This is a genomic window from Rheinheimera pacifica (genome assembly GCF_900108485.1).
Taxonomy (GTDB): domain Bacteria; phylum Pseudomonadota; class Gammaproteobacteria; order Enterobacterales; family Alteromonadaceae; genus Alishewanella; species Alishewanella pacifica.
Genome location: NZ_FNXF01000006.1, coordinates 23,541 through 43,399, shown reverse-complemented (window position 1 = coordinate 43,399; position 19,859 = coordinate 23,541). Strand labels below are relative to the sequence as shown.

Below are 19,859 nucleotides of genomic sequence, written 5' to 3'. Positions count from 1 at the left end.
TGCTTTTAGTCGCTAACGATCTAACCCGCACTTAGCATAAACAACATCGTATCAATCACTTTAAGCACTAATGCCTTATCGTCTAACGGCACATTATGGCCGGTTTTATCGGTAACAAAATGCACTGCGTTTGGGTTGTTATCAATCAGGGATGCATGTAATTGTCGCCAAACTTTTTTGCCTTGCGGGCTATGGCCAATCCACCAATTGCTCTCATTTAACCGGGAGGATGTTACCAACACAGCAGGTAGCATTTGGGTGATATTGTGATCTGCCAAAGCATTTTGCTGATAAAGCTGTTGCAGTTGCTGCCACTCAGGTTGCTGTTGCAACATTTTATTGAGACGGGAATTATCTCTGTCTGCCCAATCTTTATCTAACGCACTAAGTGCGTTCTGAAAACCTTCATGGCTCGGGTCAAGCAACACAATACCGGCAACCTTCTTAGGGTGACTGCCAGCAAAAGTGCGCACATGCAAAGCGCCAAAAGAATGCCCAAGCAGTATGAGCTTATCGTTGTCAGCGTTGATTGTTTGCAGTAACAAAGCCAGACGACGGTTTGACGCCTGCAGTGAGATATCATCAACACTGCCCGACTGGCCATTGCCGGCTCTGGAATAAATAATAGTTCTGACATTCAGCTTGGCCAAATCCGCTAACAAAGGCTGCCAGTAACCAACGCCCATCCCCACGCCAGACTCCACCAGTAAGGTGTAATCACCTGTGCCGACATCAATATATTCGAGCTTGATGTTATCGACAGTGGCAAATCTATTGTCCTGCGCGGATAAAAAAGCTGAAAACATAAAGCAGAAAAGTGCGTAGAACCTTAATTTAGAAATCAATCTACTCTCCGAATATTTACTCTGACAACCATACCAAGCCTGAGTACGGCTTGTCTTTTAATGCATCTAACCGTGTTTGCAAATTACCGCAATGAGCTTCCAGCCTATGCCCGTCTGGATCGGAAAAGTAAACCGATTGCCCTTCACTGCTGTTTTGCTTCCACTCTGCTACACCTGCTTCACGCAGTTTTGTGACAAATTCAGCGAAGTTCTGCTCTGCAATATCTAAAGCAATATGAGAATAATCCTGGCTTGGTGACGATTTACCGCAGGATAAACAAAACCAGACACCGCCAAGGCTAAGATAAGCTCCGCCATCCCAGCGCACATGCGCTTTCATACCAAGCAACCCAGTGTAAAACGCCAGCGAGCGATCTAAGTCACTAACAGCAATGGTGATATGGTTTAGTCCCTGCAGCATAGTAACTTCTTAAGTGGCATAAATATCCGGCCGGTAAATTTCCATAAAAGTTTCGGGTTTATTGAGCGCGGTAAAACCGTATTTGGCGTATAAACCGTGTGCATTTGAGGTGGCCAGTGTAAAGCGGCGCACACTCGCTACGCTGGGGTGCTGCAGCACTTCTGCCATTAACTTTGCGGCGATGCCGTGGCCGCGATACTCCGGCCAGACAATAACGTCGACCAAATTTGCAAAGGTTGCCTGGTCGGTAATAATGCGGCAAAAACCTACTTGCTGGTTTGTGGTATAAGCCCCAAGACATATGGAATGCGCAATGCTGCGCTGCACCGTATCGAACGAAATGCTTTTAGCCCAGGAGCTTTGCGTACTAAGAAAATGGTGAATTTTGTCAATATCCAATAGCGATTTATCATCGCTGATAGTAATTTCCTGCATCTGCTCTCCCACTACAACCATTCTGCTTACGGCCTTGTTAATCTGAGTATTTCAGCAGCATTTGCGTCAACGACAATCAATGTCTGGTTGTCTTTTAGCTCCAGGGATACGGCAATATAGTCACCCTGCTCAGCGGCGTACATTTTGCCATGCCAGATTGGTGGTTTTGCGCTGAGATCTTTGATTACTGTCAGACCTACTGCATCTGGTGCTTTATCATGCCGCTGCACGGTTACAACACCGGTTTGCGTATTCACGCTTAGCCAGGCCGGTTTATCGGTATGTTTCCAGGTGCCTGAAATATCAGCAGCCTGAGCACTAAAAGCGAAAACTAATGCGATAAGCTTTAAAATATGCGCCAATTGTTAACCCCTTGCCGCTTTTTGCAGGCGGGATTTTTCCAACTTTAGCATCAATATTTTATAGGTACCCCACAGCATAATGGCGGCGCCGATAACGATGATAGAGTTAACTATCGCTTGATCCTGCAGAAACGGTAGTATTGGTGTATCAGCGCCAACAAACTTACTGTAAAGCCCTACACCAAACAAAATACTACCGGGTGTTTCGATAAGGCTGATTTTTATAACCTGCTTATCAATATCTTTTATGCGCAGTTGTTTTTGTTGTTGCATACCGCTTTGCCTGTTTGTGTTATTGCGAAAAGGCTTTGATGCTAATGGATTTTATTTACAAAGTGAACAATGGCCGGCACATTAATATCAGGCCGAAATAAACTCAGATTTCAGCAAGCCAAAACACTTAAGATCATGAAACTTATGTTTCCAATACCCACACTCGCGCCTTAGCCCTTCTTCTTTAAATCCCAGTTTGTTTAGTAGCGCTTCAGAGGCTTGATTGCCGGGCAAGGTATCAGCCTGAATTCTGTGCAATTTTCCGCAGGGCAAATCACCTGAAAATGCCAGCCCGATAATCGCCCGGACAGCTTCTGAGGCATAGCCCTTTCCCCAAAAATCTGGCAGAAGATCATAGCCAATCACAGCGTTCTGCATTTTGCTGTTCCATGAATTAAAGCCACAAGTACCAATTAACTTGCCGGTTGTTTTTAATCGAATGGCCCAGCGGATCCCCACTTGCTCAGCGTAGCGTGACTTTAAAAGACTGATAAGATTGGCAGCCTGCTCAGGTTCACTGAATACCGCTAAATCGTAGTATTCGACTACAGCAGGCGTGGAAAATAGCAAAAATATTTGTTCTTTATCATCAATTTGAAGTTCTGTAAGCAACAACCGCTCAGTTTCTAACGCAGGAAAGCTCAATCCGTTCATCCTTAATACATAGCGCTATAGTAACGCCGTCAATTCACGGTTTATTTAAACCAAACATTGCCCGACACTGATTGGCAAAATCATTGAATTTTTCTTTCATGGTACGTTTCAGGTTTATCTCAAGCGAACCGAGGATGGAGTAACCCTCGATAACAATTTGTGGTGCCTGACGATCGCCCAAAGATGTCGCCTGATTATCGCAGCTACTGACAACATTAGTCATATTCGACACCACGTTAACCTGCGGCGGCACCAGAATATTCAGACTGCCAATCCAGTTATTTACCCGGATAACAATATGCTGGTGCTGGAAAACCGCTTCGGTAAAAATCCAGCTCAACCGAGCCCAGCACATTAATAATATTGATTTCAGCAGGTACCAGCCACTGGCCGCGCTGTTGATTGGATGACAGCACACATAGCATCTTTTCGTTGCGGGTGTCGTTGCCAGATTGATAACGGGGAGAAAAACTACGCTGGCGCTGCTGTTGATACTGATGGTCGGGTAGCAGGGTTAAATCGGCGACCACGTCTATCAGTTCCTGATGGCTTTTGGCGTCAGTTGCAACATCCAGCCGCCGCTCAAAGGCTTCTGCCGATATAATGCCGTGGCTGTAATTCATAATCAGCTGATCTATCGCTTCCTGCCGCACCTGATCAAACGGCCGATCTTCTATTTTTACTCCACTGGCATCAATGGCCATAACTAAGCTCCTGCTAAGATTGTTTTATCGCTAAAACGTTAGCACAGACTAAGCAGCCAGGTGGCGGTATTTGGTATCAAAATGTTAATGGCGTTTTTTAGGCATATGGTTTATTTGATATGCAGGCATTAAAAAACCACCCGAAGGTGGTCTTTTAAAACGCTTTATAGCCTTACTTAAGTGTAACGCTAAGCTTGCTAATCACGTTAAGCGCTTTTTGCGTAGCGGCTTCTACAGTATCACTTAGCGCCAGCGCGACGCCCATACGCCGCTCGCCCTGCACTTCCGGTTTGGCGAAAATACGTAGTTCAGTATCAGGCTCGGCTAAGGCTTCTGTCAGGCCATGGTACTGAATATCAGCGCTATTGCCAGGTACCAGTAGCACGGCAGAGGCCGCCGGGCCGTATTGCTTAATATGCGGAATTGGCAGGCCTAAAATGGCGCGGGCATGCAGCGCAAATTCGCTAAGTTGCTGTGAAATCAGCGTTACCATGCCGGTATCGTGTGGTCTTGGTGATACTTCAGAAAACCACACCGTATCGCCTTTAATAAACAGCTCTACACCAAATAACCCGCGCCCGCCTAAAGCTTCTACTACCGCCTTGGCGTAGCTTTTTGCCGTTTCAAAAGCCTTATCGCTCATGGCTTGTGGCTGCCAGCTTTCGCGATAATCGCCTTTTTCCTGGCGATGGCCAATAGGTGCGCAATATTGAATACCTGACACCGAATTTACCGTTAGCAGCGTAATTTCGTAGTCAAAGTCGATAAAACCTTCCACGATAACCCTGCCCTTGCCGGCGCGGCCGCCTTCCTGGGCATACAGCCAGGCAGCGTCAAGATCAGCTTCTGAGCGCAATACGCTCTGGCCTTTGCCGCTGGACGACATGATCGGTTTAACCACACAAGGGTAACCAATAGCGTTAACCGCGGCCACAAAACTGTCTTTGTCGCTGGCAAACTGAAATGGCGACGTTGCCAGTTTTAACTCTTCTGCCGCTAAGCGACGAATGCCTTCGCGGTTCATCGTCAGGTTGACAGCTTTGGCACTGGGCACCACGTTAAAGCCGCAGTCTTCCAGTTCAATTAATACTGAGGTAGCTATCGCTTCCAGCTCCGGCACTATTAAGGCTGGCTTTTCGCTGATCACCAGTTGGCGCAGCGCAGCGTTATCCAGCATCGACATCACTACCGCTTTGTCGGCTACCTGCATCGCCGGTGCATTGGAGTAACGGTCTACGGCTATTACTTCACAGCCGTAGCGCTTAAGTTCAATACACAGCTCTTTGCCCAGTTCGCCGGCACCTAATAACAGTACTTTAGTGCTGTTGGCGGTACCGGGGGTACCTATGTGTTGTATGTTATGTGGGATAGTCATTTTACTTTCACCATTGGCCGTTTCGGGTTGCTCCAGTCAACATGGAACATCTTGCCTTTAGCTTTGTCGGTACGCTCAAAGGTGTGAGCACCAAAATAGTCGCGCTGGCCCTGTAACAGGTTTGCCGGTAATACCGCAGTGCGGTACGAGTCGTAATAGCTAAGCGCCGAGCTAAGTGCCGCCACCGGAATACCGGCCAGGGTAGCGTTAGCCACGGCTTTACGCCAGTTTTGCTGATACACCGAAATTTGCTTGGCGAAAAACGGGTCAAGCAGCAGGTTTTCTAACTCGTCGTTGCGCTCGTAGGCGCCGGTAATAGATTGCAAAAATACGGCGCGGATAATACAGCCGGCACGCCAGATTTTTGCTATTTCGGCAAAATTCAGCTGCCAGCCATGTTCATCGGCGGCGGTTTTCATTAAATGGAAACCCTGAGCATAAACACAGATTTTGGCGCAGTACAACGCATCATGCAGTGCCTGAATAATCTCGTCTTTTTGCTCTGGCGAAATTAAATTTTGCGCCGGGCCAGCCAATACCGTAGCAGCTTTCACCCGCTCGCTTTTAAGCGCAGACAAAGAGCGGGCATATACAGCCTCGGCGATGGTTGGTGACGGGCTGCCAAGTTGCAGGCTGCTAACCGCTGTCCACAAGCCTGTGCCCTTCTGGCCGGCTTTATCCATAATAACGTCTACCAGCGGCAAGCCGGTTTCTGAGTCTTTGGTTGCCAGCACATCGGCACTAATGCCAATTAAATAGCTGTTGAGCGGGCCTTCATTCCAGTATTTAAACACCTCAGCAATCTCTGCTGCAGGCATGCCAAGAATGTCGCGCATAACCTGGTAGGCTTCACAAATCAGCTGCATATCGGCGTATTCAATGCCGTTATGTACCATTTTCACATAATGGCCAGAACCGCTGGGGCCAATATAGGTGGCGCATGGCTCGCCTTCGGTAACCGGGTTACCCGGCTCAAAGCGCTCTATCGGTTTGCCGGTAGCCGGGTCGACTTTGGCGGCAATGGCTTCCCATAGCGGTTTAATGCGAGTCCAGGCGTACGGATCGCCACTTGGCATTAACGACGGGCCAAACCGGGCACCTACTTCGCCACCCGATACGGCTGTAGAGAAGAAGATAAACTTACCTTCAAAATCTTTTTCCCGCGCCACGGTATCTGTCCACAGGCTGTTGCCGGTATCAACAATAATGTCATCGGCCTGAATGCCGGCGTCGATTAATTTATGACAGACATCATCCACCGGTTTACCGGCCGGTACGGATAACACCACCAAATGCGGTGCCGATAAACGTGACAGTAATTCAGTATAAGAGCTGCAGGCAATAACGCGGGCCGGCTTGTCACCGCGCTCGGCTTTGTCCTGCGCCAGCACGGCTTCCAGTTTCTGGTGGTCCAGATCAAAGGCTGCAACGCGGTAGCCGTTATCAGCCAGGTTCAGGATCAGGTTTTTACCCATTACACCGGCGCCGACAAAACCAATATCACAAAGTGCAGCTGTGTCTGTCATCTGACATTCCTTCATTATTTTTCATTTTTTGCATGCCGCCAACAGGCCAGCAGTGGCATATAAACGGCGCGCATTATACTGAAAACATGCCGATAAACCTACTGCCACACTGAGATACTATGTGCGTTTTGCTGATATTCTGTAAGCTTTGAGGTGCGGCTTTGCATCAGGCCCTTGTCTACACTGGTGTCAAACAGCAGCTGCCAGCTACGCTCAGGTAAGGTTAACGGCAGTGCTTTCGGCTCGGCATTAAAGGCAAACAATAAACTGGCCTGATTGGCTTTATTGGTAATTTTAAACACACAGCTGTGCCGTTCAGGATCATGCCAGTCGTGTTGTTGTTTCTCAGTGCCGTCAGGTAAATACCACTGCACCTGGTGTTTATCGCCGTGTAGCTGATAGCTGTCGTCCAGTAGCGATAATTGCTGTAAACAGCGGAATTTGCGGCGAAATGCCAGCATTTGCTGCACAAAATGCAGGAAGTCTTCTTCGTCGCTGTCAAGATGCCAGTCGAGCCAGCTGATATCGTTATCCTGACAGTAAGCATTATTATTACCGCGCTGGCTGTGGCTAAGCTCGTCACCACCGAGCCAGTGGATCATGCCCTGGCTAAGCAATAAGGTTGCCACCATATTGCGCTTATGCAAATAACGGCTGGCGCGCACAGACGCATCTTTACTCGGGCCTTCCACGCCATGATTACAACTTAAATTGTGGTTATGGCCATCGCGGTTTTCTTCGCCGTTTAGCCAGTTATGTTTATCTTTGTAGCTAACCAGATCGTGCAGGGTAAAACCGTCATGGTAGGTTAAATAGTTAACACTGCAGCAGGCCGGTTTGTGGTGTTTCTGGAAGATATCGCGCGAGCCCAGTAAACGGGTGGTAAATTCCGGCAGTACGCCTTTATCACCGCGCCAGAAAGCGCGAAAGGTATCACGGCACTTGTCGTTTAATTCAGACCACTGGGCCGGAAACTGCCCTAACTGATACCCACCGGGGCCAACATCCCACGGCTCGGCAATCAGTTTTACCTGCGATAATACCGGGTCTTGCGCAATAATTTGAAAAAACGCGGCATAAGGGTTAAAGCGTTTATGCTCGCGCGCCAGCGTCGTGGCTAAGTCAAAGCGAAAACCGTCTACCTGCATCTCAACAACCCAGTAACGTAGTGCGTCCATCACCAGTTTTTGTGTTGCCGGGTGCGCCACGTTTAACGTATTGCCACAACCGGTGTAGTTGCAGTGCTGGCTAAAATCGGTGATATCGGCATGGCTTTCAAACAGGTAATAGTGCTTATTAGCCAGGCCACGCAGGCTTAATACCGGCCCGTCTTCACCGGCTTCTGCCGTGTGGTTAAACACCACATCTAAAATAACCTCGATGCCAGCCTGATGATAACTGCGCACCAGGGTTTTAAACTCAGTTACAGAGTCCTGATATTGATAACGTGGCTCAGGGGCAAAAAAACTGACCGGGTTATAACCCCAGTAATTACTCAGCTGTAACTTGTTTAACCGCGGCTCACTTAAAAATGCCGCTACCGGCAGTAACTGTAAGGTGGTAATGCCCAGTTTTTGTAAGTGCTTGATAACTGAAGGATGGCATAAGCCCAGATAAGTTCCGCGTAACTCTTCTGGCACCTCAGGGTGCAACATTGTCATGCCCCGGACATGGGCTTCATAAATAACGGTTTTCTCACGCGGAATTTTTGGTTTTACGCTGTCTTGCCAGTCAAACTGCTGTTGCGCCAGTACGCCTTTGGCCAGCATATAATGGCTTTTGGCATTATATAACCGCTCGTTAAAACTCAAGGTACGGTTTAACTGCTTTACATAAGGGTCAAGTATCAGGCGGTCTTTATCAAATACCAGAGCCAAATCGCTGTCGTTCGGGCCATCTGCTTTTAACGCATACAAAGTGCCTTCTGTAATACCGGCCACTGCTACGTGCCAGATATCACCGGTACGGCCGCTAAAATTCAGCTCGCCCAGCAGCTCTTCAGTGTCGGGCTGGTACAAACACAGTGTTAAGCTGCTCGCATCAGGGGCGAATACGGCAAAATTCCAGCTACCGGCCCCTTCTTTATCAGTCGTGTAAGTTGCGCCCAGTGGCGATGCGGTACCAAATGACAGCTTTAACAAAGGAATATGGTTACTCATCGCGTTGCTCTGCTTAGGTATTAATGTTGTTTATGCTAACCGGCATCGCCCTTTTTACGCAAATACAGTGTTGCCAGTGGTGGCAATTGCAGGCAAATATGTTGTGCCAAACCATGATATGGCATGGCGATACTGTGTAAAGCGGCCCCCACTGTATAGTTGCTGCCCCAGTAATAACTGCTGTCGGTATTGAGAATAACCTCGTACTCGCCGTCCTGTTCTACCCCCAGTAAAAAGTTATTACGCGGCAACGGGGTAAAGTTACACACCACATATACTGCCTTGCCACTGCTGTCGCGGCGTAAAAAACTCAGGGTGCTGTTATCGGCGTCCTGATGATCCAGCCAGCGAAACCCCTCGTGGCTGTAATCCAACTCATACAGCGGGGCACAGCGGCGGTAGGTGTGGTTTAAGTCGCGCAGCAGTTGCTGCATGCCGCGGTGCTTGTCGTAATCCAGCAAGTGCCAGTCCAGGCTTTGGGTATGGCTCCACTCACGGCCCTGAGCAAACTCATTTCCCATAAAATTCAGTTTTTTACCCGGATGCGCAAACATAAAAGCGTAATAGGCACGTAAATTTGCCGCCTGCTGCCATTCATCGCCGGGCATTTTATTCAGCAAACTGCCTTTACCGTGCACCACTTCGTCGTGCGACAACGGCAAAATAAAGTTTTCGTTATAGGCGTACACCATAGAAAACGTCAGGTCGTTGTGGTGATAACGCCGGTACGCCGGATCTTTACTGATATAACGCAGGCTGTCGTTCATCCAGCCCATATTCCATTTAAAACCAAAACCCAGGCCGCCCATATCAACCGGGCGTGACACCATAGCAAACGAGGTAGATTCCTCGGCAATGGTCATGGTATGCGGAAACTTGCGGTATACCTCGCTGTTAAACCAGCGGAAAAAGCTGATAGCCTCGTAGTTGTGGTTGCCACCATCAACATTGGGGATCCATTCGCCCTCTTTACGCGAATAATCCCAGTACAACATTGAGGCTACGGCATCAACACGCAGGCCGTCGATATGGAAATGCTCCAGCCAGTACAACGCGCTGGCCACCAGAAACTGGCGCACATAGTCTTTGCCGTAATCATAAATACAGGAGTTCCAATCAGGGTGCCAGCCACGACGCGGATCGGCATATTCGTAAAGATGGCTGCCATCGAACCGGGCTAAGCCGTGACCATCTTCCGGAAAATGCGCCGGTACCCAGTCCAGAATAACGCCAATACCGGCCTGATGGCAGGCATCAACAAAATATTTAAAATCATCCGGTGTACCAAAACGCGATGTCGGTGCAAATAACCCCAACGGCTGATAGCCCCAGGAGCCATCAAACGGATGCTCCATTACCGGCAACAATTCAATATGGGTGTAGCCCATATCCTGAATATAAGGAATAAGCTGGACGGCAAGTTCACGATAACTCAGCGGCTGGTTGTCACCACTGCGGCGCCAGGAGCCAGCCTGCAGCTCATAGATGCTCATCGGGCTGTTAAGCGGGTTGCTCAGTTTACGGCTGCGCCAGCTATCGTCCTGCCATTGGTAACGGCTGTGGTCGTACACCAAAGAGGCATGCGACGGATACTGCTCGGCATAAAATGCCATAGGATCAGCCTTATGTGGCAGTAAATGGCCGTTGCGGTCTTTAATTTCAAATTTGTAACGCACGCCGGCGGCCACTTCAGGCACCACTAATACCCAATGACCACAATATGTGCGCTGCATCGGGTGGATACGGCCATCCCAGCTGTTCATATCACCAATCAGGCTGACACTGGCTGCATCGGGGGCAAACACCGCAAAACGGGTGGCATTGATACTTTTACCGGCCACATCCAGCGTAATTAACTGGGCACCAAGTTGGCGGTACAGGTTTTCCGGCTCATTGGCCACATAATGTACAGCGTAAAAGGCTTCATCAGTAAACTGGTAAGGGTCAAATAACGGGTACTGATAATCGCCATGTTGTACTGTCAGGCGGTAAGCTTCGGTTTTGCGCTTTTTGCGCAGCACCAGCTCAAATACGCCCGGATATTGACTGTTTGCTGTCAGCTCGCCAAGCAATTTGCCGGTTTTGGCAGAGAAAGCGCTCACAGCAGTAGCCTGTGGCAGATATACCCGCAGCAGTAACCCTGCGCTGCTGTCATCTTTCAGGGGTTGCCAGCCAAGTAACGAGAAGGGCTCTGCACAGTTAACCTGCTGTAATAACGCTAAACTCATCGTCAATCCTTGTTAGTTTTTCTGTCTCTACCTTAACAGCCATAGCCACAAAGGCTATGGCTTTTTACGCCAAAACTTAGTTTGCAGCTTTACGCTGCTTGCTGATCTCTGTAAACAACTGCCTGATATCGTGGTTCTGGCTCCACTGCTCTATAGGCTCAGACAGCTTACGCCGCCAGTTCGGGTATTCATTGCTGGTGCCGGGAATATTTACCGGCTGTGTCATTTGCAATGCGTCTTCCAGTTGTAAACATAAAAGCTGGCTGGACGTTGCTGCCAGATGCCGCTGCATGGCGTAGTTCAGCGTTTGATCCATACCCAGGTTCTCGGCGCTGCGGCTGTAATCGCCTGGCAAGCTTTGATGGCCGTGTAATGAATCAAGAATACGCTGTTTATTGGCATGGCGCTGTGCATACAACCCCTGTAACTGTGCTTGATCTTGATACAGGCCAAGCTCTTTACCCAGGCGTAAATCCTCGCAATGCCAAAAACCAATTAAGGTGGGTAAATCATGGGTTGTCAGCGTAGCCATGGCCTGCACCAGGTAATGTATGGGCGAGATATAGCCACCATCGGCTGCTGTTTCAAAAAAGAACACCCGGTAAGAATACACATTGTATGCTGCCAGCAACTCGCGGATGCCCTCAGGCACTGTACCTAAATCTTCACCGATAATCACCGCCTGATTACGCTGGCTTTCCAGCGCCAGTATGCCGAGTAAATCCATTATCGGGTAATACACATAAGCGCCGCCACCGGCGTTTTCGGCTGTTTTGGGCACCCACCATAAGCGTAGCAGTGCCATAACATGGTCGATGCGCAGTGCACCGGCATGCTGCATATTGGCACGCAGCAGATCAATAATCGGCTGATAGCCCTGTTTGTACAGCTGATACGGATACATCGGCGGCAAACCCCAGTTTTGTCCGGCCGGCCCCAGCGGATCCGGCGGCGCACCAACACTGGCATCGCGGCAGTATAAATCCGGGTTGCCCCAAATCTCGGTTGAGGCTTCACTGACACCTACCGCTAAATCACGGTACAGCCCCAGCAACATACCCGCATCCTTTGCTACTTGTTGTGCTTGTGCCAGTTGCTGCTGGGCAATAAACTGCAAATAACAGTAAAAATCCAGCTCTGCCTGATGTTTAACGGCAAACGCCTGCACAGCATCAGATTGCGGATCGCGGTATTCTTCCGGCCAATTTGGCCAGCCCCAGTACATACTATCTTGCTGATACAAATATGCATGCAGTGCGTCATACAGTGCCAGTTGCTGTAAGCTGGCAGCACCGGCTGTTTTGAACTGCTTAAAGGCGTTGCTCGTTGCTTTGTTGCTGCTACCTTTTTGTTCAACAAACCATTGATACAGGCTTTTCATTACCGGCAGCTTTAACTGCATTACGCCACTGTAATCAACAAAGTCCTTGCTGCGCTGCAGCGTAAGCTGCTGCACAAAAGCCGGTGCGGTTACCAGACTTTGCGTACGGGCACACAGGCTAAAGCCCGGCATTGCCGTAACATCAATATAGCTGACATTAAGCCAGCGCCGTGACGACGGGCTGTATGGGCTGGCGCTTTCCGGCATCGCCGGATACAGCGCATGAATAGGGTTAAGGCCAATAAAATCGGCGCCGACACCCGCCAGATAGTTAACAGTATTGCTAAGATCGGTAAAATCGCCAATCCCCCAGTTGCGTTCTGAGCGCAGACCATATAACTGTAACGCTATACCCCACTGCTTTTGGCTGTTAAAGCTTTGTGGTACAAAACACTGCCCGGGTGTAATAATCAGTTTTTGCGAAAATTCGGTGTTATTCAGGCTAAGCTGATGGTAACCCGCCGCCAACTGCTGTGGCAGCATATGCTGGTACTGATGATATTCAACCTCATCCAGCACCACTACCTGCACCAACTCCCCCTCTACCGGAGTCAGGTTAAATAGCTGTTTAGCGCCGTCTTCTGTTGTCAGGGTAAACGCAAGCTCCATATTAGCTTGCTCAAGCGTTACCTGTAGCAACAACTGCAAGGGTTCATCAATGCGCTGCACCGATACAGCCTGCAAGGGCTGTTGCCAGAAATCCAGTTGCCGTTCAAGTAATTGCAAGCGGGCGGTTTCATCATCGTCAATGTCAAAGCCTTGTGCGGCCAACAATTGCAGCTGATGCTGCTCACTTACGGTAGTGGCGTTACCCCAGGCATCATTAAATTCGGTTTCAATGCCACAAAATGCAATCAGTTCAGCCTGTAAGGTGGCGTCCATGGGAAATCCTTAATCTAGTCAGTTGGCTACCGCTCATTCTAGGCGGCATTGCGGCTAAAGTCATTGTTCATTTATGTCATTAAATTACATAAAAACCGGTTTCATGTGGTTTAAAACTTGAAAAACTCACTAAATAATGTAATTTTACTACACAACTTGTTTGTCTCATTTCAGAACATCTATTTGACGGGGTTAATATGACTATTCGTGTCGCGATTAACGGCTTTGGCCGCATTGGCCGCAATGTGCTGCGTGCTTTGTATGAAAGCAGCAAAAATTACGATATTAAAGTGGTTGCCATTAATGATTTAGGCGATGCCGCTATTAATGCTCACCTGCTGAAGTATGACACTGCGCACGGCATTTTTGCTGCCAATGTCGAGCACAATGATAAAGCTATCTATGTTAATCAGGACGAGATCCTGACATTAAGCGAGCGCAACCCGGCTAACTTACCGTGGAAACAACTGAATATAGACGTAGTGCTGGAATGTACCGGCCTGTTTACTGATCGTAAAAGCGCAGGCGCACACTTAGAAGCCGGTGCGAAAAAGGTTATTATCTCTGCCCCGGCTAAAGACGTTGACGCCACTATAGTGTACGGCGTAAACCAGCAGATTTTAACGCCGCAAATGAACATTATCTCTAACGCTTCTTGCACCACCAACTGTTTGGCCCCTATTGCCAAGCCGTTAAATGATGCGCTGGGTATTGAATCGGGCCTGATGACTACCATTCATGCCTATACCAACGATCAGCGTTTAAGCGATGTCTATCACACTGATCTGCGCCGTGCCCGTGCCGCCGCTATGTCGATGATCCCAACTAAAACCGGTGCTGCCGCTGCAGTTGGCCTGGTTGTACCCGAGCTGGTAGGCAAGTTTGATGGCTTAGCCGTGCGGGTACCTACCCTTAACGTATCACTGGTAGATTTAACCTTTATTGCTGGTCGTAACACCTCTATTGATGAAGTGAACGACATTATCCGTAAAGCCGCAGCATCCGGCACTATGGCTGAAGTACTGGCAGTAAACGACTTACCGCTGGTGTCGATAGATTTTAATCACAACCCGAAATCATCTATTTTTGATGCGACAGAAACCCGCGTTAACGGCCGCTTAGTGAAAGTGATGAGCTGGTACGACAACGAATGGGGCTTTAGCAACCGTATGCTTGATAACACCGTTGAGTTTATGAAGCACGTTTAAAGCGTTGCATACGCAAACAGCCAGCTTTATGCTGGCTGTTTTGTTTATAACTGCTTTTCGCTGCAGCTGTGCCAGCACGCAGCTTAGTTGAGGATACAATGTTAAACACTGCAATTAACCTGCAAACCGGTTTTGGCCATTTAACTGATCTGCCCTGCATTACCTTACAATTTGGCGAAGCTTCTGCTGTAGTGTCTTTATATGGCGCCCAGGTGCTGTCTTATCAGCCTGCACCGGGCGATGACATATTGTGGCTATCGCCACTGGCACAGTGGCATAACCAAACGCCCATTCGTGGCGGTGTGCCGGTCTGCTGGCCCTGGTTTGGCCCGGTTGATGCCCGGCTGAACCCAAAGCAACAATCATTACCCAACCACGGTGTAGTAAGAACCCGGCTTTGGCAGCTGGCCGAACAACACATTACCGCCGATAGTGTGTCGGTAACACTGGCGATAACTGTACCTGCTCTGCCCTATCACCCGGATGAAACCACGCTGCAGTTACAGCTAACGTTAAGCGATAGCTTAACCATCAGTTTAGTGTGCAACTCTGTTATAGCGCAGCAGGCAGCACTGCACAGTTATTTCAGTGTTGCTAATATTGACAATACCCGGGTACAGCCTCTGCCGTTGCAATATCAGGACAAAGTAAGCGGCAGCGACCAGCACAGCAGTAAGCCGGTAGCCACCTTCAAGGCTGAAGTTGACCGCATCTACGCAAAACCAGCAGCTAAGCTGCAACTGGATACCGGTGCCCAACAACTTGAGCTTGGCCAAAGCGGCCAGGATGCCACTATTGTCTGGAACCCGTGGCAGGATAAAAGCCGTAACACCAAAGATTTGGCCGACGATAGTTACCTGGAATTTATCTGTGTTGAAACCGCGCGCTTACAGCTGCAGGAAGCCGCGCCACTTCAGCTCACGCAACAAATTAAACTAACGCAATAACGTAAAATCGCCGGCTGAGTAACTACCAACGGGTGTGAAATTGCTCAGTCAGGCTACGCGTTTGGCCATCGGCAAACTGGATCTCCAGCTGTAGTTGCCACAACATATTAGGATCGCTGCAGGCGCCGAGTAAAAACTCAGCCTGCCATATTCCGTGACGCTGACTGAACCGCAGCGGCACTTTTCCCATATACATGGATACGCCGGTCAGTTCCCCGCTGACACCAAGCACATCAGTTGCAGTCAGTTGCAATAGCAGCGGAGTTTCAACCGGCGCATCGCCCGGGCTTAGTTTCAGTTGTATTGTGCTGTCGTTTAACAGTGTAAGCGATGAGACGGGCGCTTTATCAGGCGGCCTGCAACCCCAAAGGCAGCACAGCAGCAGTAAAAAAAGATAAAATACACGCATAACTAACCAGATAAATGCTCAGGGTTGCCATATTGTACGCTGTTTTGGTGAAATGCCTCAAACAGCAGCTACACTTGGTTACTTAATGAGCAGCGACTTTGTTCTAAATCATAAAACGGGCTGCTTTACCTATCTTTTTTGGGGTAAAACCCTTAAGATGCAGCCCCAAATTGGTAGGGTTAAACATAGCAAACACTGGATGTAAACCCTGCCTATAACAAGAATGGCTGCGCAAACAGCCTGTATCAGTAACCAGTATAAACTGCAGCGGAACTCAACATGAGCCAGACAAAATCGTTAAATGTTGACTACAACTATAGCGTTGTCCGCCTCTTTGCCTTAACCACCGTTTTCTGGGGGATTATTGGCATGGCGGTGGGCGTGTTAATTGCGGCACAACTCTATTGGCCGGCATTAAACTTTGACACTCCTTGGTTGACCTATAGTCGTCTTCGTCCTTTACATACCAACGCGGTAATCTTCGCTTTTGGTACCAGTGCACTATTTGCCACCAGCTACTACATAGTGCAGCGTACCTGTCAGGTGCGTTTATTTGCAGAAAAACTGGCCATGTTTACCTTCTGGGGCTGGCAAGCCGTTATTATTGCCGCCGTAATTACCCTGCCAATGGGCTTAACCAGCAGCAAAGAATACGCCGAGCTGGAATGGCCAATTGATATCCTGATCACCTTAGTGTGGGTGTCTTACGCTATCGTGTTCTTCGGCACTTTAGTTAAGCGTAAAACCAGCCATATCTATGTAGCGAACTGGTTTTTAGGCAGCTTTATTCTGACCGTGGCGGCACTGCACATTGTTAACAGCATGGCAATTCCGGTTAGTGCGTTTAAATCTTACTCAATATACGCCGGTGCTGTGGATGCAATGATCCAATGGTGGTACGGCCATAACGCGGTTGGTTTCCTGTTAACCGCTGGCTTCCTTGGCATGATGTACTACTTTGTACCTAAACAGGCTGGTCGGCCGGTGTATTCATACCGTTTGTCTATCGTGCATTTCTGGGCATTGATTGCACTGTATATCTGGGCTGGCCCGCACCACTTACACTACACTGCCCTGCCAGACTGGACTCAGTCTTTAGGTATGGTGATGTCGGTAGTGTTGTTTGTGCCAAGCTGGGGCGGCATGATCAACGGCATTATGACGCTGTCAGGTGCCTGGCATAAGCTGAAAACCGACCCTATTTTGCGTTTCTTAATTGTATCGCTGTCATTCTACGGTATGTCTACTTTTGAAGGCCCGATGATGGCTATCAAATCAGTCAATGCGCTGTCGCATTACACTGACTGGACCATTGGCCATGTGCACTCTGGCGCTCTGGGTTGGGTTGCGATGATTTCTATCGGCGCGATTTATCATTTAATTCCGGTGTTGTATAACCAGACCCGCATGTACAGCATTTCCCTGATTAACACCCACTTCTGGCTGCATACTATCGGCGTAGTGCTGTATATCGTGGCAATGTGGATCTCAGGTATTACGCAGGGCATGATGTGGCGCGCGGTAAATACCGACGGCACGTTAACTTACAGCTTTGTGCAAAGCCTGGAAGCGTCAATGCCATTTTACCTGATGCGTTTTATAGGTGGCGTATTTGTGGTAACCGGTATGTTGCTGATGGCGTACAACGTATACAAAACAGTACGCGCTAAAGACGAATCACTACAACCTGTGCCAGCGGTAGCGTAAGAGGTAAATCATGTCAAATAAGAATCATCATGACAAAATTGAAAGAAGTGTTGGCCTGCTAGCAATACTCAGTATCGTGGCCATCAGCTTTGGTACTCTGGTACTGATTACACCGCTGTTTTTTATGGATGAAACCACGCAACCGGTAGACGGTATGACACCTTACACCGCTTTACAACTTGAAGGCCGTGATATCTATATCCGCGAAGGTTGTGTCGGTTGCCATAGCCAGATGATCCGACCATTCAGAGCAGAGGTCGAGCGTTATGGCCACTACTCTGTTGCCGGTGAAAGTGTATGGGATCACCCGTTCCTGTGGGGCTCTAAACGTACCGGCCCTGATCTGGCCCGTGTGGGTGAGCGCTACAGCGACGACTGGCACCACGCTCACTTAATGGACCCGCGCTCAGTGGTACCGCAATCCAATATGCCTGCTTTCCCATGGCTGGATACCAATGTGCTGGATGGTAAATATACAGCGAAAAAAATGCAGGTGTTACAGCGTTTTGGTGTGCCATATAGCGATGAAGACATCGAAGGTGCTGCTGCGGCTGTACAGGGTAAAACTGAAATGCAAGCGCTGATAGCTTATCTGCAGTCGCTTGGCACGCACCTGAAGTAATGCCAATGGAATACGCAACGATACACAGTATTTTTACCGTCATTTTGTTCATCGCGTTTATTGCTTTTGTCATCTGGGCTTACAGCAAAAAACGTAAAACAGACTTTGATCAGGCGGCAAACCTGGTGTTTGAAGACGAACAAAAAGCACAACAAAAAACCAAACAGGAGTCGGATCATGAGTAGCTTTTGGAGTGCTTGGATCATAGTGTTAACCCTTCCGGTGCTGATCGGCTGTGCGATACTGCTGACCTGGAACCTGAAAAATTATGTTGGTGTACCTGAAGACGAAACTACCGGCCACGTTGTGGACGGTATTGAAGAGATAAACAACCCGTTACCACGTTGGTGGACTTATATGTTCATTCTGACATTGGTATGGTCGGTATTTTATCTAGCGGCCTACCCTGGCCTGGGTAACTGGAAAGGCTTTTTAGGCTGGACCAGCTCAAATCAGGGTGTTAAATCGCTGGAACAGTCGCAATTAGCCGTTGTAAAAGCGGTAGAAGAAGGCCGTAACGTTGAGTTTGACCGCGAAATGGTACGTGCTGACGAAATTTATGGCCCGGTATTTCAGCAATTTGCCAAACGTGATGTGTTAGATCTGGCTTATGATGATGACGCGATTAAAATTGGCCAGCGCTTATTTTTGCAAAACTGCGCGCTGTGTCACGGTTCTAATGCCCGTGGTCAGCATGGCTTCCCTAACCTAACAGACAATGATTGGCTGTACGGTGGCACGCCGGACAAAATCAAAGAGACCCTGCTGCACGGCCGCAAAGCGGTAATGCCAGGCTGGTTTGATGCACTCGGTGAGCAAGGCATTAAAGAAATGACAGCTTATGTACTGAGCCTGTCAGGCCGCTCGGTAAATGAACGTGACGCTGAAGCAGGTAAAGCTAAATTTGGTATGTGTGCTGCCTGTCATGGTGCTGACGGTAAAGGCAGCCTCGCACACAACCTGCCGTTTGGCGCGCCTAACCTGACAGACAATATCTGGTTATACGGCGGTTCTGCCCGTGCAGTAGAAGAAACGCTGACTAAAGGCCGTAATGGTGTAATGCCAGCCTTTAAACAGACATTGGGCGAAGATAAAGTGCATATTCTTACCGCCTATGTTTATCGTTTAGCGAATCCGGAAAAACCAGCAGATCAGCAATAACTGTAAAGCGTTGTTCTGCCTTTATAAGCCCCGTTTCGGGGCTTATTGTTATTAGCGTAAGGATCTTTATGCAGCAAGACACTAAACCCTGGTATAAGCAGCTGTGGCCCTGGATTTTAATAGCCATTCCTGTTGCCACAGCATTAAAAGCCGTGCATTCCGTATATATAATGCAGCAACATATTCCTGATCTGGTGGTTGACGACTACTACAAAGAAGGCCGGGCTATTAATATGCAACTGGCTAAATACCGTGAAGCAGCACTGCGTAACCTTGATGCCAGAGTATTAATTGCCGGCGATAGCGCCGTAGTACGTTTTGCTGAGAATAGCGTGCTGGACGGTGCAATACACCTGGACTTTTATCACCCTACTCTGGCCGAGCGTGATTTTGCGCTGGATGCTGAGCGCAGTGGCGAGCTGCTTTATGTGGCAAAATTACCCATTACCCCAACAGGCAAGTGGCAATTAGTTGTGTCTGACGCGTCCAGAGACTGGAAACTGCGCGCTACACTTGAACTGCCTGTTGAAACTGAAATTAAGCTTGGCTACTAACAGGGC

21 protein-coding genes are annotated in these 19,859 nt (G+C 48.8%); 7 read left to right on the top strand and 14 right to left on the bottom strand.

Features of this window, described 5'->3' with window-relative positions:
• Positions 1–20: 20 nt before the first annotated feature.
• The 13 genes from BLW68_RS09605 to malQ form a co-directional block, all read right to left on the bottom strand.
• The gene (locus BLW68_RS09605; protein ID WP_092792739.1) at positions 21–806 is read right to left on the bottom strand and encodes an alpha/beta fold hydrolase; all 786 of its coding nucleotides are present in this window, start codon (positions 804–806) and stop codon (positions 21–23) included.
• A 55-nt stretch (positions 807–861) separates the two neighbouring features.
• Positions 862–1,266, bottom strand: coding sequence for a fosfomycin resistance glutathione transferase (gene fos / locus BLW68_RS09600; protein WP_092792737.1), 405 nt, complete (start codon positions 1,264–1,266; stop codon positions 862–864).
• 9 nt (positions 1,267–1,275) lie between these two features.
• Complete coding sequence (locus BLW68_RS09595) at positions 1,276–1,701, bottom strand: GNAT family N-acetyltransferase (protein WP_092793030.1); 426 nt, start codon at positions 1,699–1,701, stop codon at positions 1,276–1,278.
• A 26-nt stretch (positions 1,702–1,727) separates the two neighbouring features.
• Positions 1,728–2,063, bottom strand: coding sequence for a DUF2147 domain-containing protein (locus BLW68_RS09590; RefSeq protein ID WP_092792735.1), 336 nt, complete (start codon positions 2,061–2,063; stop codon positions 1,728–1,730).
• A 3-nt stretch (positions 2,064–2,066) separates the two neighbouring features.
• A complete protein-coding gene (locus BLW68_RS09585; protein ID WP_092792733.1) occupies positions 2,067–2,336 on the bottom strand; it encodes a hypothetical protein in 270 nt (89 codons plus the stop codon).
• Between the two features lie 87 nt (positions 2,337–2,423).
• The gene (locus BLW68_RS09580) at positions 2,424–2,990 is read right to left on the bottom strand and encodes a GNAT family N-acetyltransferase (protein ID WP_425438498.1); all 567 of its coding nucleotides are present in this window, start codon (positions 2,988–2,990) and stop codon (positions 2,424–2,426) included.
• Positions 2,991–3,024: 34 nt separating this feature from the next.
• Positions 3,025–3,330: a hypothetical protein gene (locus BLW68_RS21380; RefSeq protein ID WP_245728310.1), complete on the bottom strand. Its 306-nt coding sequence runs from the start codon at positions 3,328–3,330 to the stop codon at positions 3,025–3,027.
• Positions 3,269–3,694, bottom strand: a complete 426-nt coding sequence (locus BLW68_RS21375; RefSeq protein ID WP_245728309.1) for a DUF1707 SHOCT-like domain-containing protein — start codon at positions 3,692–3,694, stop codon at positions 3,269–3,271. The genes BLW68_RS21380 and BLW68_RS21375 overlap by 62 nt, the downstream gene beginning before the upstream one ends.
• Before the next feature lie 172 nt (positions 3,695–3,866).
• Positions 3,867–5,069, bottom strand: coding sequence for a formate-dependent phosphoribosylglycinamide formyltransferase (purT, locus tag BLW68_RS09570; RefSeq protein ID WP_218141347.1), 1,203 nt, complete (start codon positions 5,067–5,069; stop codon positions 3,867–3,869).
• Positions 5,066–6,595: an NADP-dependent phosphogluconate dehydrogenase gene (gndA, locus tag BLW68_RS09565; protein ID WP_092792730.1), complete on the bottom strand. Its 1,530-nt coding sequence runs from the start codon at positions 6,593–6,595 to the stop codon at positions 5,066–5,068. The genes purT and gndA overlap by 4 nt, the downstream gene beginning before the upstream one ends.
• Before the next feature lie 98 nt (positions 6,596–6,693).
• A complete protein-coding gene (glgX, locus tag BLW68_RS09560; protein WP_092792729.1) occupies positions 6,694–8,754 on the bottom strand; it encodes a glycogen debranching protein GlgX in 2,061 nt (686 codons plus the stop codon).
• Between the two features lie 35 nt (positions 8,755–8,789).
• On the bottom strand, positions 8,790–10,982 hold the full coding sequence (gene glgB, locus BLW68_RS09555) for a 1,4-alpha-glucan branching protein GlgB (RefSeq protein WP_092792727.1): 2,193 nt from the start codon (positions 10,980–10,982) through the stop codon (positions 8,790–8,792).
• Between the two features lie 76 nt (positions 10,983–11,058).
• The gene (gene malQ / locus BLW68_RS09550) at positions 11,059–13,245 is read right to left on the bottom strand and encodes a 4-alpha-glucanotransferase (RefSeq protein WP_092792725.1); all 2,187 of its coding nucleotides are present in this window, start codon (positions 13,243–13,245) and stop codon (positions 11,059–11,061) included.
• Positions 13,246–13,442: 197 nt separating this feature from the next.
• Here malQ and gap point away from each other — a divergent pair, with 197 nt between their 5' ends.
• Both gap and BLW68_RS09540 read left to right on the top strand, forming a co-directional pair.
• Complete coding sequence (gene gap, locus BLW68_RS09545) at positions 13,443–14,453, top strand: type I glyceraldehyde-3-phosphate dehydrogenase (protein ID WP_092792722.1); 1,011 nt, start codon at positions 13,443–13,445, stop codon at positions 14,451–14,453.
• A 98-nt stretch (positions 14,454–14,551) separates the two neighbouring features.
• The gene (locus tag BLW68_RS09540) at positions 14,552–15,400 is read left to right on the top strand and encodes a D-hexose-6-phosphate mutarotase (RefSeq protein ID WP_092792720.1); all 849 of its coding nucleotides are present in this window, start codon (positions 14,552–14,554) and stop codon (positions 15,398–15,400) included.
• 22 nt (positions 15,401–15,422) lie between these two features.
• Here BLW68_RS09540 and BLW68_RS09535 read toward each other — a convergent pair whose 3' ends face one another.
• A complete protein-coding gene (locus BLW68_RS09535) occupies positions 15,423–15,809 on the bottom strand; it encodes a hypothetical protein (protein WP_092792718.1) in 387 nt (128 codons plus the stop codon).
• A 279-nt stretch (positions 15,810–16,088) separates the two neighbouring features.
• Between BLW68_RS09535 and ccoN the strand changes: the two genes are divergently transcribed.
• From ccoN to BLW68_RS09510, 5 genes are all read left to right on the top strand, one after another.
• Positions 16,089–17,516, top strand: a complete 1,428-nt coding sequence (gene ccoN / locus BLW68_RS09530) for a cytochrome-c oxidase, cbb3-type subunit I (RefSeq protein ID WP_092792716.1) — start codon at positions 16,089–16,091, stop codon at positions 17,514–17,516.
• Between the two features lie 10 nt (positions 17,517–17,526).
• On the top strand, positions 17,527–18,138 hold the full coding sequence (gene ccoO, locus BLW68_RS09525) for a cytochrome-c oxidase, cbb3-type subunit II (RefSeq protein WP_092792713.1): 612 nt from the start codon (positions 17,527–17,529) through the stop codon (positions 18,136–18,138).
• A 5-nt stretch (positions 18,139–18,143) separates the two neighbouring features.
• Positions 18,144–18,323: a cbb3-type cytochrome oxidase subunit 3 gene (locus BLW68_RS09520; RefSeq protein ID WP_092793025.1), complete on the top strand. Its 180-nt coding sequence runs from the start codon at positions 18,144–18,146 to the stop codon at positions 18,321–18,323.
• Positions 18,316–19,299, top strand: coding sequence for a cytochrome-c oxidase, cbb3-type subunit III (gene ccoP / locus BLW68_RS09515; protein WP_092792711.1), 984 nt, complete (start codon positions 18,316–18,318; stop codon positions 19,297–19,299). Before BLW68_RS09520 ends, ccoP begins: the two co-directional genes overlap by 8 nt.
• A 68-nt stretch (positions 19,300–19,367) precedes the next feature.
• Positions 19,368–19,853: a FixH family protein gene (locus BLW68_RS09510; RefSeq protein ID WP_092792710.1), complete on the top strand. Its 486-nt coding sequence runs from the start codon at positions 19,368–19,370 to the stop codon at positions 19,851–19,853.
• Positions 19,854–19,859: the final 6 nt, after the last annotated feature.

Coding starts and splice junctions, on each gene's coding strand:
- fos (WP_092792737.1), bottom strand. CDS start 1,266: ATGCTGCAGGGACTAAACCATATCACCATTGCTGTTAGTGACTTAGAT.
- BLW68_RS21375 (WP_245728309.1), bottom strand. CDS start 3,694: ATGGCCATTGATGCCAGTGGAGTAAAAATAGAAGATCGGCCGTTTGAT.
- glgB (WP_092792727.1), bottom strand. CDS start 10,982: ATGAGTTTAGCGTTATTACAGCAGGTTAACTGTGCAGAGCCCTTCTCG.
- BLW68_RS09520 (WP_092793025.1), top strand. CDS start 18,144: ATGGAATACGCAACGATACACAGTATTTTTACCGTCATTTTGTTCATC.
- BLW68_RS09585 (WP_092792733.1), bottom strand. CDS start 2,336: ATGCAACAACAAAAACAACTGCGCATAAAAGATATTGATAAGCAGGTT.
- BLW68_RS09540 (WP_092792720.1), top strand. CDS start 14,552: ATGTTAAACACTGCAATTAACCTGCAAACCGGTTTTGGCCATTTAACT.
- glgX (WP_092792729.1), bottom strand. CDS start 8,754: ATGAGTAACCATATTCCTTTGTTAAAGCTGTCATTTGGTACCGCATCG.
- gap (WP_092792722.1), top strand. CDS start 13,443: ATGACTATTCGTGTCGCGATTAACGGCTTTGGCCGCATTGGCCGCAAT.
- ccoO (WP_092792713.1), top strand. CDS start 17,527: ATGTCAAATAAGAATCATCATGACAAAATTGAAAGAAGTGTTGGCCTG.
- BLW68_RS09510 (WP_092792710.1), top strand. CDS start 19,368: ATGCAGCAAGACACTAAACCCTGGTATAAGCAGCTGTGGCCCTGGATT.
- ccoN (WP_092792716.1), top strand. CDS start 16,089: ATGAGCCAGACAAAATCGTTAAATGTTGACTACAACTATAGCGTTGTC.
- BLW68_RS09535 (WP_092792718.1), bottom strand. CDS start 15,809: ATGCGTGTATTTTATCTTTTTTTACTGCTGCTGTGCTGCCTTTGGGGT.
- purT (WP_218141347.1), bottom strand. CDS start 5,069: ATGACTATCCCACATAACATACAACACATAGGTACCCCCGGTACCGCC.
- ccoP (WP_092792711.1), top strand. CDS start 18,316: ATGAGTAGCTTTTGGAGTGCTTGGATCATAGTGTTAACCCTTCCGGTG.
- gndA (WP_092792730.1), bottom strand. CDS start 6,595: ATGACAGACACAGCTGCACTTTGTGATATTGGTTTTGTCGGCGCCGGT.
- malQ (WP_092792725.1), bottom strand. CDS start 13,245: ATGGACGCCACCTTACAGGCTGAACTGATTGCATTTTGTGGCATTGAA.
- BLW68_RS09605 (WP_092792739.1), bottom strand. CDS start 806: ATGTTTTCAGCTTTTTTATCCGCGCAGGACAATAGATTTGCCACTGTC.
- BLW68_RS09580 (WP_425438498.1), bottom strand. CDS start 2,990: ATGAACGGATTGAGCTTTCCTGCGTTAGAAACTGAGCGGTTGTTGCTT.
- BLW68_RS09595 (WP_092793030.1), bottom strand. CDS start 1,701: ATGCAGGAAATTACTATCAGCGATGATAAATCGCTATTGGATATTGAC.